A 13934-nucleotide genomic window follows, 5' to 3' on the forward strand; every position below is an offset into this window, starting at 1 on the left:
TTATCTGCGCAAACGCCGGACAACCATTAGGTGGCCCGGCGTTTGCCCCGTTTTGCTGGGGATGTCTGTCGTTCAGTGCTCTTACTGGCCAATCCAGTGTTGCGCATAGCTCTTAATGTCCTCGGTAAAACCGTCAAGGTCGTCAAGGGTGATCACGCTGTCGATAAGCAAATTGGCTATCTCGCGGTGCATTGTGCTGCGGCGAATGTCGTTTGCAATTACGCCTGAGGACAGCTTGTCTCTATTGAGGCGCTCTTCTAGTGCCCAAAATCTACTGGACGCTTCACTGTCGCCGTTCAGTATCTCAACATACTGGCCGATGAGCTTTTCCATATAACGTTCTTGCCATTGAGGAAGCATTTTCTTAAACAGCTTCCAGTCGCTTTCGGCTACGTCGCGCATATGTCCTCCGCTCGTTAAACGGGCTTTTCCATTTGCCTTTCATTCTATTTGGTTTTCGCTCACAGGCGTGGATGAAGGGCTTTCTCCAGCCTTCGAGATTGGGCTTGAATAGGTCGTATGCCGCAAAACGGGCCTATCTACTACGTTTGCTACCACACCCTCGACCATGACAAAGATTATGAAATTAAAACCGCAGGTAGAGGGCTTGCAAATATTCGGAAAAGGCGGGTATGGTCGGCCCTCTCGAGTTAAACGTAGTAAATAGGCCCTTTTCTTGGCGCGTGGTCAGCTCAATGCTAATCTCCGTGCCGGAACTGACCCAGTTGTTTGTAGGTTGCGGTGATATACGGACTGTTTGGCGCTTTGGAGCTTCAAAACAGTCCCTATCTCACCGCAACTTAGGAGAAGGGCGGGGGTGGTTGGGTGCTGGTGGGTCGGAGCGTGTTAGGCCTGTTGGCGGTGCTTCCATTGTTTGCGGCACCAGCGCATGAGCGCTTTGATGACGGGAATCGTGATGAGGATGATCCATGCAGGATGGGGCTGTCCCAAACAGAGCCACATGTAGAGGAACCAAGCGATGGCGGCTGCCGGGTAGATGACCTCGATCAGCTTAGATAAGTGGCGTTGGTCGATAAAGTCGCCAAGCGCGTAATAGACGGGAATCAGAAAGACGAGGAAGAGTCCCGTAGCCCATGTGCCGTAGACAATGCCGAGCACCAGATAGGCGAGGGCGACAAGCGCAGGGAAGGGGAACTTGTTCCATGCACGTCCGACCTTGGTGTGGAAATGCTTGCCGTGATGGTCGAGCTTGTCGTGTGCTTCCTTCCAGCTGGAAAACGTCTCGCCGTCGATGGTGACGGTGCCGTCATCATTGGTGCGTACGCTATGTCCATCGTCCTCAAGCGTATCGATATGCACGCCGTCCGGCCCCACATGCACCTCTTCGCCCTTGCGCTCGTTGGTCACATGGATGCCGCTCCAACCAACATGGACTTCCTCGCCTTTATTGGGATCAATGACGTGGATACCGCGCGCGAGGGAAATATCGACAAGTGGCTTATCGCTGCAATCAGCGTGTTCAGTAGAAGCCTCAGCCTCCTCAGCCTTATCTGAAGCTTTGGTGCCGGCGTTGCTGTTCTGCGCCTCATCATCAGCCTGCGAGTCGTCAGTGCTATCCACCGCCTCCCCATACAGCAGCTCATCCAGCGACACGCCATACAGCGCGGCGAGCGCAATAAGGTTATCGGTATCGGGAGAGGATTCGCTGCGCTCCCATTTACTGACAGCCTGACGACTCACACCCAGCTGGGCGGCAAGCGCCTCCTGAGAAAGCCCGGCAGCCTTGCGGCGATCGACGAGCCGCTGTGCCATCGCAAGATCCATGACAGTTCCTTTCATGTGGTGACCGTAATCGAATGAGCCGAGTATGCCGAGAACAACCGGTAGCGACCACCATTTCTAGTTAGAATCTGCCCCAACCCTACCGCAACTACCGGTAGCAACCCCTAACGACCAGCCATTTTAGGACAAATGTCAGTGCAAGTAGCAGCCAAGAGTCCCCACTCAGTAAGTTACGGTGGAATAGTTTCTAGATTCAGCCATTTGCGGGCTAAGCGGGAACTATTTCACCGCAACTTAATTTCAGACCAGGCACCCGCAGCAAGAAGACGAATAGCCCCGGCGAGTATGTAAACGCAGGGCCCTCCGACCCCGCCCGACGATTTCGATTGGCGACCTTTGACGGAGTCAAGGGAGGAGCCAAATCGAAATACGTCGGGCGGGGTCGGAGGGCCCGATGGGGTGGATTCCAGCCGAGGCTATTCGTCGCCGAAGCTGATGCCCAACGCCTTGGCCTCGCGCACCAGGTCGCTCTGGGGGTCGACAAACTTGAGCTTGCCGGCGACCTCCTCGAGCGGCATGTGGCACATCTTGCCGTCACGCAGGGCAATCATGTAGCCAAACTCGCCGCGTAGGCACCCCAGTGCCGCCTCGACGCCGCACTGGGTCGCAAAGATGCGGTCCTGGGCGTCGGGTTGGCCGCCGCGCTGCGTGTGGCCGGGGATGGCGACGCGGGCCTCGCGACCAGTCTTGGCCTCGATCTCCTTGGCGATGTCGTAGACGATCGACGGACTCGTGCGCTCGGCGAACTTTTTCTTGTACTCCTTCTTGGGCAGCGCCGCGTCCTCCTTGGAGATAGCGCCCTCGGCGACGGCTACGATGGTAAAGCGGCTGCCGGTCTCCATGCGATGCTCGATGGTCTTGATGACGTTGTCCATGTCGTAGGGGATCTCGGGAATCAGGATGACGTCCGCGCCGCCCGCGACGCCGGCATACAGCGGAATCCAACCGACCTTGTGGCCCATGATCTCGATGACAAACACGCGTCCATGGCTCGAAGCGGTGGTGTGGATGTCGTCGATACACTTGGTGGCGACGTCGATGGCGCTTGTAAAACCAAACGTCAGCTCGGTGCCCCAGGTGTCGTTATCGATGGTCTTGGGCAGGGCGATAACGTTGAGGCCCTCTTCGCGCAGGCGGTTGGCGGTCTTGGTGGAGCCGTTACCGCCCAGCATAAACAGGCAGTCGAGCTGCAACTTGTGATAGGTGTGGACCATCGCGGGCACCTTCTCGACGCCGTCGGCCTCGGGAGTATCCAGGCGCTTGAACGGCGTACGGCTCGTGCCCAGGATGGTGCCGCCGCGGGTGAGGATACCGCTAAAATCGGCGGGCGTCATGACGCGGAACCTGCTGTAGATAAGGCCCTGGTAGCCGTCCTCAAAACCGTAGATCTCGATAGGCTCTTCGCTATTGGTCATGAGTGTTTTGACGATGCCGCGCATGGTGGCGTTGAGCGCCTGGCAGTCGCCGCCACTGGTAAGAAGACCGATCCTGAGCATGATGAATCCTTCCGGGCAAGTTATAACATGCGCATAAGTTTACCCCCGCACACTGTTGATACAGGGGTAAAACGTGTTAGCTCAAATGTATAGAAATGTAAGCAACGTCAGGGAACGTAAGGCCGACGGGCCTGGCTCCTTACAGTGCGAAGGCATCGACGTTGCCCCAGTGGCGGCGCAGCGTGATGGCGGCAGCGGGCTCGGTGTTGTCGAAGACGACCGACCACTGCGTGTTGCTGGTGATGTCTTCCGGATTGGGCTCTTGCGCCGCAGCGCGCAGGGCCTTCCAAGCGACTGCCTCGTCTTGGGCACCGACATGGGCGTCAAGGACATCGGCGATTGCGACGGCGCGCTCTTTACCATGGCCCAGCTCGCCATTCTTTTGGTTGGGCAGCACTTCGTCGTCATAGCAGGCATAGAAGTTCGTAACCTGGCGCACAGGAGTCGCTTTGAAAGTGCGGTCCGGATCGCGCGGATCCCACTCCACCACCCGCGCGTCACCGGCGGCGTCGTTGACAAAGAAGTGGTAATCGCGTCCTGCCATGGCGTGCATGTCGTAGGCGGAAAGCAGGTCGACAGCTTCTTGCGTGGTGGCGGCACGGTCGAGCACCAGACGGATGGCGAGCGAGGTATTGATGACGGGGCGTTGCGTGTCATGGTCACAGGGCTTGGAATCCAGGGTGAGTACGGCAATGGACACGCCACATTCGTTAACACCATCGAGCTGGGCAAACGGGCCCATGAGTGCGGCGGCGCGTCCGGCGACGGAGTCAAGCGGAGTGTTATCGCCCAGGTTGTTAAGGGCCGCAAAGCCGATGGAGGCGTAGCCGTCGCGCGGGTGATTGCGCACCAGCAGCGCCGAGGTGTCGTCCTTAAAGTCGTAATTGCGACCGGTGCGCACGCGGCCTTCGGCATCTACGGCGACAAAAGCGCTGCAGGCAAACTGGGGCGCCTGGACATGTGCCGGCACACCGGGCAGCACCTGCGCCACCACGGCATCGATGTAGGCCTGGTCGTCGCGCACGCCAGCGGCGATGATGCGATCAAGATCGTAGTCGTAGGCAATGTCGATTGCGTACAGGTCATAGCCATCCGCGTAGCCGGTCAAGCGTTTGAGCGACGCGACGGACTTGATTTGCTTGCGGTAAACGATGCCGGTGGCAGCGGCAAGGCCGACGGCGGCTCCCGCGACACCGCAGGCGATGGCAATGTTACGTGGCTTCATGACGACTCCTCTCGTCCTGTTAGTGCAACTGTCGCAAAAGGAGCGCGGGCATGATGGCTCAACTTGGTGAGCGGCGCGGAATTTAGCACGGAATGAAGAGTGCGGCGCTGGCGTGGCGGGGTATGCTGGAGGGGATCATCAGCCCAGCGAAAGGGGAGAGCATGACGGATCAGGAAGCGCCCGAGCGCGCGCATGTGACGGCCGACGATATCGAGGCTGCCAACGACCTTATCGACTTTATCGAGGCATGCCCCAGCATGTTTCATACGGCGGCGACCATTATGGCCGAGCTCGACGAGGCGGGCTTTACCTACCTGCCCGAGAATGCAGCGTGGGATATCGAGCCGGGCGGGCGTTATTACACGCAGCGCAATACCTCTAGCGTCATCGCTTTTAAGGTGGGCGAAGACCTGGCCGCTACGTGGGGCGAGGACGGCGTTGCCGGCGACTATCATTTTCAACTCACGGCGTCACACAGCGATTCGCCGACGTTTAAGGTTAAGGCCGTGCCCGAGCTCGACGGCGCGGGCGAGACGCTGCGCCTGAACACCGAGGCCTACGGCGGCATGATCGACTACACCTGGTTCGATCGCCCGCTGGCACTTGCGGGCCGCGTGCTGGTGCGCGAGGGCGACCGTATCGAGAGCCGCTTGCTCGCTACCGAGCGCGAAGTTGCCATCATTCCGAGCCTTGCCATCCATATGAATCGTGGCGTTAACGAGGGCTTTGCGCCCAACCGAGCCATCGACCTGTGCCCGCTCATCAGCGCCGGTGACCTTAAGCAGGGCGACTTTGACGCCCTGATCGCCGACGAGCTGGACGTTGAGCCCGAGCAGATTTTGGGCCGCGATCTGTTCCTGGTCAATCGTCAGGATGCGCGCATTTGGGGCTGGGCCGACGAGTTTATCTCGACGCCCAAGCTCGACGACCTGGCCTGCGCCTACACCTCGCTGCAGGCATTTTTGGGTGCCGAGAACGCGCACGACGTGTCGGTCTTTTGCTGCTTTGATAATGAGGAGGTTGGCTCCGAGACCAAGCAGGGCGCCATGTCGACGTTCTTGGTCGACGCGCTGCGCCGCATTAACGGCTCGCTGGGCTTTGACGACGAGTCGTACCACCGTGCGCTTGCCGCTTCGATGCTCGTGAGCTGCGACAACGCGCATGCCGTGCACCCCAACCACGCCGAGAAGTGCGATGCCCGCAACCAGGTGGTGCTCAACGGCGGCATCGTCATCAAGGAGGCAGCCAACCAGCACTATTGCACCGATGCCTTTAGCCGCGCGGTGTTCCAGGCTATCTGCGATGACGCCGACGTGCCCACGCAGGCCTTTGCCAACAAGAGCGATATGGCCGGCGGTTCTACCCTGGGCAATCTGTCCAATATGCAGGCGAGCATGCATGCCGTGGACGTGGGCCTGCCGCAGCTTGCCATGCACTCGAGCTACGAGACCGGCGGCGTGCGCGACGTAATGTACGCCATCCGCGCCCTCACCGCCTTCTACGAGCGTGACCTGACCATCAACGGCGCCGAAAGCGTGGAACTCTAAAACCTGCCAAAAAGGGACAGGTTTATTTTGGCAGGTTTTATCTGGGCGAATGCAAAGGGTGAAACCGAACTAGATCTGCGATACGTGGCCGCCGAGGTGCAGTGCGCCTCGGCGGCTTTTTGTGTACAGAGTACGGCTAATGCTTATAAATGCTATACATGCTTTACGTATCTACCATAGAGCTTTATGATATTTTGAAGTATTAAGGAGGAGTCATGACCACAACAGCCGCTCAGATCAACGTACGTCTCGATGCCGATCTTAAAAGGAGTGGGGACGCCGCTCTCTCCAAGGCCGGTATGACGCCGAGCCAAGCGGTGCGAGCGCTCTGGCAGCTTGCAGCATCGCTGGCCGATCGCCCCGGTGCGCTCGAGGATATCCTGCTGCCCAGTCGTGCCCGGGCGGAACAGCGCGAGCGCGAAAAGGCCGCCAAACGTAAGCTCGAGCTTATGGATCAGGGGTCGAAGCTGTTCGCTGCCGCTTGCTGTGAGTCGGGAATCGATATGGTCAAGGCTCAGCCATCGGACGACGAAGAGCTCAAACGGAATGCCTATGCGGATCGCTATGGCGAGGAGATGAGCTGGCTCTATGAGTGAGACTCCAAAGCGCATCTTGGTTGACACCAACGTGTGGCTCGATTACTTCATTCCCTCACGACGTGGTCGTTCGGTGGCGATTGAGTTTTTACGCGATGCATGCACGGCGCAGGTTGATTTGCTGTATGCGGCGACATCGTCCAAAGACCTGTTTTATTTGATTTCAAGCGAACATAAGGCATGGTATCGGCGAGAGCACGGTTCGCTTTCCCAGTATGCCGCTACGGTAGCGACTTCGCTTGCATGGGATTGTCTTAGCGTGCTGTCGCAGCTTGCCACGCCAGTGCCCTGTGACCTGAGCGACATCTGGATGGCGAGCAGACAGCGTGAGCTCCATAGCGATTACGAAGACGATTTAATCATTGCGGCAGCGATACGCGCTCAAGCAGATCTACTGGTCACCAACGATGTCAAACTCTGTTCACACGCACCCGTTGCAGCAATGAGCGTAGAAGACGCAAAGAATTACTTAGCAACGCTCTAGCAATTTGAAGACCCTGCAGGTTGAGCAAACGCCAGCGAGAGCCCGCCAGAGTGAGCAAGGTGACGTGAAAGAGGAGGGCATAGGCCTTTTGGCCATGCCCGACGATTGAACGTCAGATTGCCGCTCTGGCGGGCTCGCAGCGTCGAGGGGTTCCGGCGTTTGGCAAAACGCCGGAACAATTAGTGCTCGATCCAGCAGCGCAGGGTCTCGCCGGCCTGCAGGTGACGCAGATTCTCCGCGGCGATGTCGACGACGTTGTTGAGCGTGGCTGCCAGGTGGAACCAGCCGGAGACGTGCGGCGTGATGAGCATGTTGGGCGCATCCCACAGGGGGCTTGTCGCGGGCAGCGGTTCGGGGTCGGTGACGTCGACCGCGGCGCCGGCGAGATGTCCCGACTCCAGAACGGCAACCAAGTCATCGGTGACCACAAGGTCGCCGCGGCCGCCGTTGGCAAAGAAGGCACCTGGTTTCATCGCGGCAAAGAACTCGGCGTTCGCCAGACCGCGGGTCTCGGGCGTGCTCGGCATAAAGGATGCGACGATGTCGGCCTCTGCCAGGCGCTCAGGTAGGGCGTCCATGCCGTCCATGTCCTCAAACACAATGGGGTAGACGAGTGGATGGCGCTTGATGCCGCGGACGTGCGCGCCCATGCCGCGGCAGAGCGTGGCAAAGTGACCGCCGATATCGCCCGCGCCCAGCACCAGCACGTTGGCGTTTTTGAGCGAGGTAACTGGCCCCAAATCCTCCCAGCGATGTTCGCGTTGCAGGTCCTGGTAGCCGGGCAGGTGCTTCATCATTGACAGCACCATGGCAAACATGTGCTCGCTTACGGCCTGACCGTAGGCGCCGATCGAGCAAGACAGTTTAGCCTCGGCCGGCACGGTGCCGGCGGCAAGGTAGTCGTCATAGCCCGCGGTCTGCAGTTGCAGCAGCTGGAGGTGCTGGCATGCGGGGAGCATGGCGGGGTCAACGTTGCCCAGAATCACGTCGGCGTCAGCGACCTGCTCGCGCGTGACGGCGTCGGCGCTCGTGTAGATAAAATCTTCGCCCGGAGCGCTCGACTCGAGGATCGCGCGGTGACGATCGTTGACGGGCAGCAAAACCAGGATGTTCACAAGCAGTCCTCTCCACTCAACCTGCCAAAAAGGGACAGGTTTATTTTGGCAGGTTTTATCAGGCAAAACGCTTAAATAAAGCGCCGGGGGCTCATGGACGGTTATAAGTCCATGAGCGCCCGGCGTCCGTGCGGCTACCAGCTCAGCAGCTCGTAGCCGTCCTCGGTCACTACGAGCTGTACCTCGCACTGGGCCGAATCGCTGCCGTCCTTGGTGCGCACGCACCAACCGTCACCCTTGCTAATCTTGATGTCGGGCGCTCCGGCATTGACCATGGGCTCGATGGTAAAGACCATGCCCGGAGCCATGATGGTGTCCACATCGGGCGCCTCGGTGGTAAAGCCTACAAACGGGTCCTCGTGGAACTCCTTGCCAATGCCGTGTCCGCCGTACTCGCGCACCACGCTAAAACCGGCGTCCTCGACCGTCTTTTGCACTGCCTCGGCCATCACGGACAGCGGTAGCCATGGCTTGACGGCGGCTAGACCCGCTTCCACGCTGGCGCGAGTGACGTCGACCAGACGCTGGCGCTCGGCAGAGACCTTGCCGATGCAGAACATACGGCTCGAGTCGCTAAAGTAGCCGTCCAAGATCGTGGAGCAGTCCACGTTGATAATGTCGCCCTCGTGCAGCACGTCCGTATCGCAGGGGATACCGTGGCAGACCACGTCGTTGATCGAGGTGCACACGCTCTTGGGATAGCCCTCGTAGTTGAGGTCGGCCGGCGTGCCACCGTGCTCGACGGTGTAGTCGTAGATCATCTGGTCGATCTGATTGGTGGTCATGCCCGCGGCGATGTGCTCGCCTACGTAGTCGAGCACGCCCACGTTGATGGCGGCGGAGCGCTTGATGCCCTCGATATCGGCGGGCGTCTTGTAGAGCGTGCGGGGCAGAACCTCCCAGCCCTCTTCCCACAAGCGTTCGAGGCGCTCATCAAAGACGCTATGGCATTTCTTGTATTTCTTGCCGCTGCCGCACCAGCAAGCGTCGTTGCGGCCGGGCACGGGTCCTTTGTCATACATGGCTAGCTTCCTTTCGTTCGCAGCTAGTATAGCCCACCCACGCGTCCATAAAAGTTTCGGTGATATAGTTCCGATTTAAGCGGTTTAACAGCACAAATAGGAACTATATCACCGCAACTGATGGAGCGGGATGGCTGACACTAGCTGCTGCGTGGTTTTGCTAGTAGCTCACCTGGCAGGGGATGCCGAGGGCTTGGACGCGCGCGGCAATGGCGTCGAGCACCTCGGGCGCTGCTTTGGCAAGGCCGGCGACTGGTGTCTCGCGCGCGACCGTGTAGATGGTCGCCTCCTGCGGACGAATGCGCTCAAGCGCCGCGAGCCAGGGGGCAACATACTCCTCGCCGGTATTGTCGATGAGCTTGCCCTGATACTCGCCGGTCAAAAAGATCGTCTGGATAATAACGTGACCGTCAAAGCTTGCGAACGTCTCGATCTGGTGTTCGACGTTGTAGGGGCCAACAGGCTGGTCGAGCAGCTGGATAAACGCCGGGTCGACGGTATCGAGCTTAAGAATGTTGTCGTCGACCATCATGAGCGCGTCGTGCACCTCGGGGCGGTCGGCGCGTGTGCCGTTGGAGAGCACGGCGATCTTGGAGTTTGGGGCAAGCTCGTCGCGCAGTGCGACGGCGCCGGCGATGGCCCGTGGAAACTCCGGTGCGGCGGTGGGCTCGCCGTTGCCTGCGAAGGTGATTACATCGGGGAGCTCGCCCTCGGCTGCCATCTCGCGCAGCTTTGCCTCGAGCGCTTCGAGTACCACGGCAGCCGTGTTATACGGCTCATGGCAGGGGCGCTCGGCGTTGAGGCCGTTCTCGCAGTAGATGCAGTCGAACGTGCAGATTTTGCCGCTGGCCGGCATCATGTTGACGCCGAGCGAGAGACCAAGGCGACGGCTGCGAACGGGCCCAAAGATGGGGCTGGCATTCAAAAACGTAGACATAGGCATATGCTCCTCAAGACAATTGTGCCTAAGCATAGCATCGGCTCCAAAGCAAGGTGTGGGCTCTTGCTTTACAAGTTTCGTTTTTTCACGTCGCTCATGATGCCGTGCCATGAAAAGCCTCGGGTCGGGTAAAGTTAATCTGTTAACAAGGTGTAAAGCAATGCGGGTCCATCCAACCGTGCTGACGTGCAACTGGATGAGCATTGATGATGGGGGCACAACATGGATTTTACGGTCGAGAATGCGGGCACCACGATTGCCTGTCGCGAATATGCCGACCCGGATGTGTCGCCTGATGCTCCTGCCTTGGTGTGCGTGCACGGCGCTTGTGTCGACGGCACATTTTTCGACGGCATCGCTTGTGAGCTCAGTCGCAACTACCGCGTAATTGCCTACGACCGCCGCGGCTGTGGTGGCAGCAGCGATGCGGCAGACGGCAGCTATGATCTTGCCGCTCAGGCCGCCGATCTGCAAGCCGTGATCGAACACGTTGGCGCTCCGACAAATGTGCTTGCGCACAGCGCCGGTACGTTGGTGGCGCTGGAGCTTCTTCGTACCGAACCCCATCTCGTCGCCCGTGCGATTCTGCATGAGCCGGCTGTGTCGGCCGAAGGCGTCGGCATGGGCGCAGCCCCGGTTTTGCTCGATATGATTGCGGCTGGAAAGGTTTCAAGGGCGCTCCGGCTTTTCTTGGGAGCCCTCGGCGACTTGGACCCCGAGGCTCCTGGAACGACCGAAGCGGAAGCCAAACATGCCCTGCGCAATGGTCGTTGCTTCATGGCCAATGAATACGGGATTACTATGACCTGCGTTCCCGATTGGGATAGCGTTCGCGCGTCAAAAACGGTGGCCGCCGTGCTCCTGGGCGAGCTCTCGATTGGCACGCCCCGCGAGGCTGGCACGCGAGCGGCTGCCGAATATCTCGATTGCCCTCTCGTGACGATCCCGGGCGCGCATAACGGTCTGCGCGATCGCCCGGCAGCGGCTGCCCGGGCTGTCCGTGGCATCCTGGGGCTCTAACACCCGCAATGGCCAAAGCAGGCTTCACCCGCAAACGTTTCGGCCGTGTTAACAAATGTGCTCAAAACCTCACGTCTGCGACTTCAATCGCGCCGCCTGCCAACTCATAAAAATGTAACAGCATTCACGTACTTACCTGCATCGACAAGGTGTTACCCTTGTAGCATTTGGAACCCACCGCTACCATGCGAAACTATCGAAAGGGCCCCATATGCTCAATAATCACGAGGTCAATCTAACCGACGAGGAGGCTGCCGCTGAGGTCGCCCGTGTCGCGAAGAACTACCCCGTGGTGCGTTTGCTGTCGGCCGATCAGATTAAGAGCGAGCCTAACTGCTTGCTCGCCGGCGATCGCTGCCCTTGTCTGCGTCAGTCGAGTCTTGAGGCTTTGGCAGACTCCGATGAGGTGTCGGAGCAACTGCTCAATGATGGCACTGAGTACCGCGCCCGTCTACGCCCTCTGAAGGTCGAGGGCGAGCCTCACGTCTTGCTGATGGTGCGTCCGATTGATGAGCAAGAGGCCGCGGAAGAGGACCTTGTCTACACCGACGTGCTGACGAGCGTGCGCAATCGCCGATATTACGAGGAAAAGCTTCGCAGCGCCCGCATGAATGCCGGCGTTGCGATGATCGACGTTGATGATTTTAGGGCCTTCAACGATACGTGTGGCCGTCATGCCGGCGACCTTGCGCTCGGTGCTGTGGCGACAGCCATACGCAGCGGAATTCGTTCGACTGACGAGCTTGTGCGCTATGGCTGCGACAAGTTTGTGGTTGTCATGCCCAATATTCCCTCCGATGACTTCACCCGTCGCCTGCATCAGGTGTCCGATGCCGTTCATTCCACGATTATTCCGGGCCATGAGTACGTGAGCTTGACGGCATGTGTTGGTGGCGTTCGCATTCATGGCGAGACGGTCGATGAGGGCGTTGGCCGCGCTGCTCAGTTACTGAGCCGCGCTAAGGCAAAAGCCGGTACGGTCGTGACCGATGCCGATTCCATCGAGGCCTTCCAAAGCGAAAAGCCTTTGGTGCTTATCGCCGATGACTCCGAGATGAACCGAGCCATTCTCAGCGAGATGCTCAAGGACGAGCATTGCATCCTCGAGGCCGATAACGGTCGTGCGGCGCTCGACATGGTCGACCGCTATGGCGATGAGTTGTCGCTCGTGCTGTTGGACATTGTGATGCCGGGCATAAGCGGCTTTGAGGTGCTGGCCGATCTGTCGCGCCGATCGGGTATCGATAATCTGCCTGTCATCATGATTTCGAGCGAAGATTCCGATGATGCGGTTCTGCGCGCGTACGAGCTGGGCGCCTCGGACTATATCAACCGCCCGTTTGACTCCCGTGTCGTGCGCCGCCGCGTAAGCAACACCATCCGCCTGTACGCCAAACAGCGCCGCCTGACGAACCTGCTGTCCCAACAGTACAACGAGCGCGTCAAGAACAGTCGCATGCTCATCGACATCATGGCCGGCGTCATGGAGCTTCGCAACGGCGAGAGCGGCAGGCACGTTACGAACATCGAAAAGCTGACCGAGCTGCTGCTTGGCTATCTGGTCCAGCGTAGCGGCACGATCTCCCTCGACAATGAGGAACGCTCCACGATCGCCCTGGCTTCGGCGCTGCACGATATCGGCAAGATGTCGATTGACGATGCGATCCTCAACAAGCCCGGACGCCTTACGCCCGATGAGTTCGAGATTATGAAGACGCATACCACGATCGGCGCCGACATGCTGCTTGAGCTGGGTAGCCATCACGCCGGTAATGCGCTTATGGAATATGCGTACCAGATTGCGCGTTGGCACCACGAGCGCTGGGACGGCAAGGGTTATCCCGATGGCCTTAAGGGCGACGATATCCCCATCGCCGCACAGGTGGTTTCGGTGGCCGACGTATACGATGCGCTGACGAGCGTGCGCGTGTACAAGGATGCCATCCCGCACGAGGAGGCGATCCAGATGATCCTGGACGGTAAGTGCGGCACCTTTAACCCGCTGCTGCTCGACTGTCTGCTCGAGGTGCAAGACCGTATTGCCGAAACATTGGCGCGCCCTGCCGAGGTCGTTGCGCTTCCTACGATTTAGTTTGACCAAAGGAGTTTGAATCCATGATTTCCATGCGTGAAGCGTATGAGAAGATCGGCGCCAATTATGATGACGCTTGCACTCGGCTGATGGGCGAGGAGATGCTTGCCCGCTTTGCCCTCAAGTTTTTGGATGACGAGAGCATGGACAAGCTGGAGGCCGCCATGGCGGCAGGAGACGCCAAGGAAGCGTTTATGGCAGCTCACACGCTCAAGGGCGTGAGCCAGAACCTGGGATTCGATAATCTGTACGAGCCGGCGGTCGTGGTGACCGAGGCGCTGCGCGGCGCCGATGCCGTTGACGGCGCTCGCGCGGGAATGCATGCGTTGCAGCAGCAATATGCGGCTACGATGTCGGCCCTGCGCGAGGTGGCCGAGTAAGAGCTCGCGAGCTTTGATGGCTATGAGAGTGGATAATCTCCCGTTTTAGGCCCGGTGGCGACCTCAAAGTGGGAGATTATCCACTCTCGTTCGATACGTGTCCAAAAATCCACTCTCACCCCTTCTGATTGGTGAATGGCCTATGCGCACTGGCGGGGCTTTCCGCATGCAATCCATATCGTTGTTCGATAAACTATTCGGATAACGATAGATT

General features: G+C 59.1%; 13 protein-coding genes. 6 read left to right on the forward strand and 7 right to left on the reverse strand.

Going from position 1 to position 13934, the window contains the following annotated elements:
• Positions 1-81: 81 nt before the first annotated feature.
• The 4 genes from DWX39_RS02345 to DWX39_RS02360 form a co-directional block, all read right to left on the reverse strand.
• A complete protein-coding gene (locus tag DWX39_RS02345) occupies positions 82-402 on the reverse strand; it encodes a multidrug transporter (RefSeq protein WP_117635687.1) in 321 nt (106 codons plus the stop codon).
• A 444-nt stretch (positions 403-846) separates the two neighbouring features.
• The gene (locus tag DWX39_RS02350; protein WP_117758372.1) at positions 847-1785 is read right to left on the reverse strand and encodes a helix-turn-helix domain-containing protein; all 939 of its coding nucleotides are present in this window, start codon (positions 1783-1785) and stop codon (positions 847-849) included.
• Positions 1786-2219: 434 nt separating this feature from the next.
• Positions 2220-3299 carry a 6-phosphofructokinase gene (locus DWX39_RS02355; protein ID WP_117758373.1) on the reverse strand — a complete coding sequence of 360 codons (1080 nt, stop codon included), beginning with the start codon at positions 3297-3299 and terminating at the stop codon, positions 2220-2222.
• A 139-nt stretch (positions 3300-3438) separates the two neighbouring features.
• Positions 3439-4524, reverse strand: a complete 1086-nt coding sequence (locus tag DWX39_RS02360) for a carcinine hydrolase/isopenicillin-N N-acyltransferase family protein (protein WP_117758374.1) — start codon at positions 4522-4524, stop codon at positions 3439-3441.
• Between the two features lie 161 nt (positions 4525-4685).
• On the opposite strand from DWX39_RS02360, the gene DWX39_RS02365 reads away from it, so the two are divergent.
• The 3 genes from DWX39_RS02365 to DWX39_RS02375 all read left to right on the forward strand — a co-directional run bounded on the left by DWX39_RS02365 (position 4686) and on the right by DWX39_RS02375 (position 7151).
• Positions 4686-6071: a M18 family aminopeptidase gene (locus tag DWX39_RS02365; protein ID WP_199411433.1), complete on the forward strand. Its 1386-nt coding sequence runs from the start codon at positions 4686-4688 to the stop codon at positions 6069-6071.
• A gap of 215 nt (positions 6072-6286) precedes the next feature.
• Positions 6287-6667, forward strand: a complete 381-nt coding sequence (locus DWX39_RS02370; RefSeq protein WP_117584152.1) for a translation repressor RelB — start codon at positions 6287-6289, stop codon at positions 6665-6667.
• Complete coding sequence (locus DWX39_RS02375; protein ID WP_117629925.1) at positions 6660-7151, forward strand: PIN domain-containing protein; 492 nt, start codon at positions 6660-6662, stop codon at positions 7149-7151. Before DWX39_RS02370 ends, DWX39_RS02375 begins: the two co-directional genes overlap by 8 nt.
• A 179-nt stretch (positions 7152-7330) precedes the next feature.
• Here DWX39_RS02375 and DWX39_RS02380 read toward each other — a convergent pair whose 3' ends face one another.
• The 3 genes from DWX39_RS02380 to DWX39_RS02390 all read right to left on the reverse strand — a co-directional run bounded on the left by DWX39_RS02380 (position 7331) and on the right by DWX39_RS02390 (position 10225).
• Positions 7331-8266 carry a D-2-hydroxyacid dehydrogenase gene (locus DWX39_RS02380; RefSeq protein WP_117758375.1) on the reverse strand — a complete coding sequence of 312 codons (936 nt, stop codon included), beginning with the start codon at positions 8264-8266 and terminating at the stop codon, positions 7331-7333.
• A 134-nt stretch (positions 8267-8400) separates the two neighbouring features.
• Positions 8401-9288: a type I methionyl aminopeptidase gene (gene map, locus DWX39_RS02385; RefSeq protein ID WP_117758376.1), complete on the reverse strand. Its 888-nt coding sequence runs from the start codon at positions 9286-9288 to the stop codon at positions 8401-8403.
• A 160-nt stretch (positions 9289-9448) separates the two neighbouring features.
• Positions 9449-10225, reverse strand: coding sequence for a radical SAM protein (locus tag DWX39_RS02390; protein ID WP_117758377.1), 777 nt, complete (start codon positions 10223-10225; stop codon positions 9449-9451).
• Positions 10226-10450: 225 nt separating this feature from the next.
• Here DWX39_RS02390 and DWX39_RS02395 point away from each other — a divergent pair, with 225 nt between their 5' ends.
• The 3 genes from DWX39_RS02395 to DWX39_RS02405 all read left to right on the forward strand — a co-directional run bounded on the left by DWX39_RS02395 (position 10451) and on the right by DWX39_RS02405 (position 13720).
• Positions 10451-11248, forward strand: coding sequence for an alpha/beta fold hydrolase (locus DWX39_RS02395; RefSeq protein ID WP_117758378.1), 798 nt, complete (start codon positions 10451-10453; stop codon positions 11246-11248).
• A 211-nt stretch (positions 11249-11459) separates the two neighbouring features.
• Positions 11460-13340: a diguanylate cyclase gene (locus DWX39_RS02400; RefSeq protein WP_117758379.1), complete on the forward strand. Its 1881-nt coding sequence runs from the start codon at positions 11460-11462 to the stop codon at positions 13338-13340.
• 23 nt (positions 13341-13363) lie between these two features.
• Complete coding sequence (locus DWX39_RS02405; RefSeq protein WP_117758380.1) at positions 13364-13720, forward strand: Hpt domain-containing protein; 357 nt, start codon at positions 13364-13366, stop codon at positions 13718-13720.
• The last annotated feature ends 214 nt before the right edge of the window (positions 13721-13934 follow it).

The organism is Collinsella sp. AF19-1LB (assembly GCF_003459655.1).
In the GTDB taxonomy this organism is placed as follows: domain Bacteria; phylum Actinomycetota; class Coriobacteriia; order Coriobacteriales; family Coriobacteriaceae; genus Collinsella.

What these genes read in the sequence shown, in the direction of transcription:
- DWX39_RS02345 (WP_117635687.1), bottom strand. Translation starts at nt 402, where the DNA reads ATGCGCGACGTAGCCGAAAGCGACTGGAAGCTGTTTAAGAAAATGCTT.
- DWX39_RS02350 (WP_117758372.1), bottom strand. Translation starts at nt 1,785, where the DNA reads ATGGATCTTGCGATGGCACAGCGGCTCGTCGATCGCCGCAAGGCTGCC.
- DWX39_RS02355 (WP_117758373.1), bottom strand. Translation starts at nt 3,299, where the DNA reads ATGCTCAGGATCGGTCTTCTTACCAGTGGCGGCGACTGCCAGGCGCTC.
- DWX39_RS02360 (WP_117758374.1), bottom strand. Translation starts at nt 4,524, where the DNA reads ATGAAGCCACGTAACATTGCCATCGCCTGCGGTGTCGCGGGAGCCGCC.
- DWX39_RS02365 (WP_199411433.1), top strand. Translation starts at nt 4,686, where the DNA reads ATGACGGATCAGGAAGCGCCCGAGCGCGCGCATGTGACGGCCGACGAT.
- DWX39_RS02370 (WP_117584152.1), top strand. Translation starts at nt 6,287, where the DNA reads ATGACCACAACAGCCGCTCAGATCAACGTACGTCTCGATGCCGATCTT.
- DWX39_RS02375 (WP_117629925.1), top strand. Translation starts at nt 6,660, where the DNA reads ATGAGTGAGACTCCAAAGCGCATCTTGGTTGACACCAACGTGTGGCTC.
- map (WP_117758376.1), bottom strand. Translation starts at nt 9,288, where the DNA reads ATGTATGACAAAGGACCCGTGCCCGGCCGCAACGACGCTTGCTGGTGC.
- DWX39_RS02390 (WP_117758377.1), bottom strand. Translation starts at nt 10,225, where the DNA reads ATGTCTACGTTTTTGAATGCCAGCCCCATCTTTGGGCCCGTTCGCAGC.
- DWX39_RS02395 (WP_117758378.1), top strand. Translation starts at nt 10,451, where the DNA reads ATGGATTTTACGGTCGAGAATGCGGGCACCACGATTGCCTGTCGCGAA.
- DWX39_RS02400 (WP_117758379.1), top strand. Translation starts at nt 11,460, where the DNA reads ATGCTCAATAATCACGAGGTCAATCTAACCGACGAGGAGGCTGCCGCT.
- DWX39_RS02405 (WP_117758380.1), top strand. Translation starts at nt 13,364, where the DNA reads ATGATTTCCATGCGTGAAGCGTATGAGAAGATCGGCGCCAATTATGAT.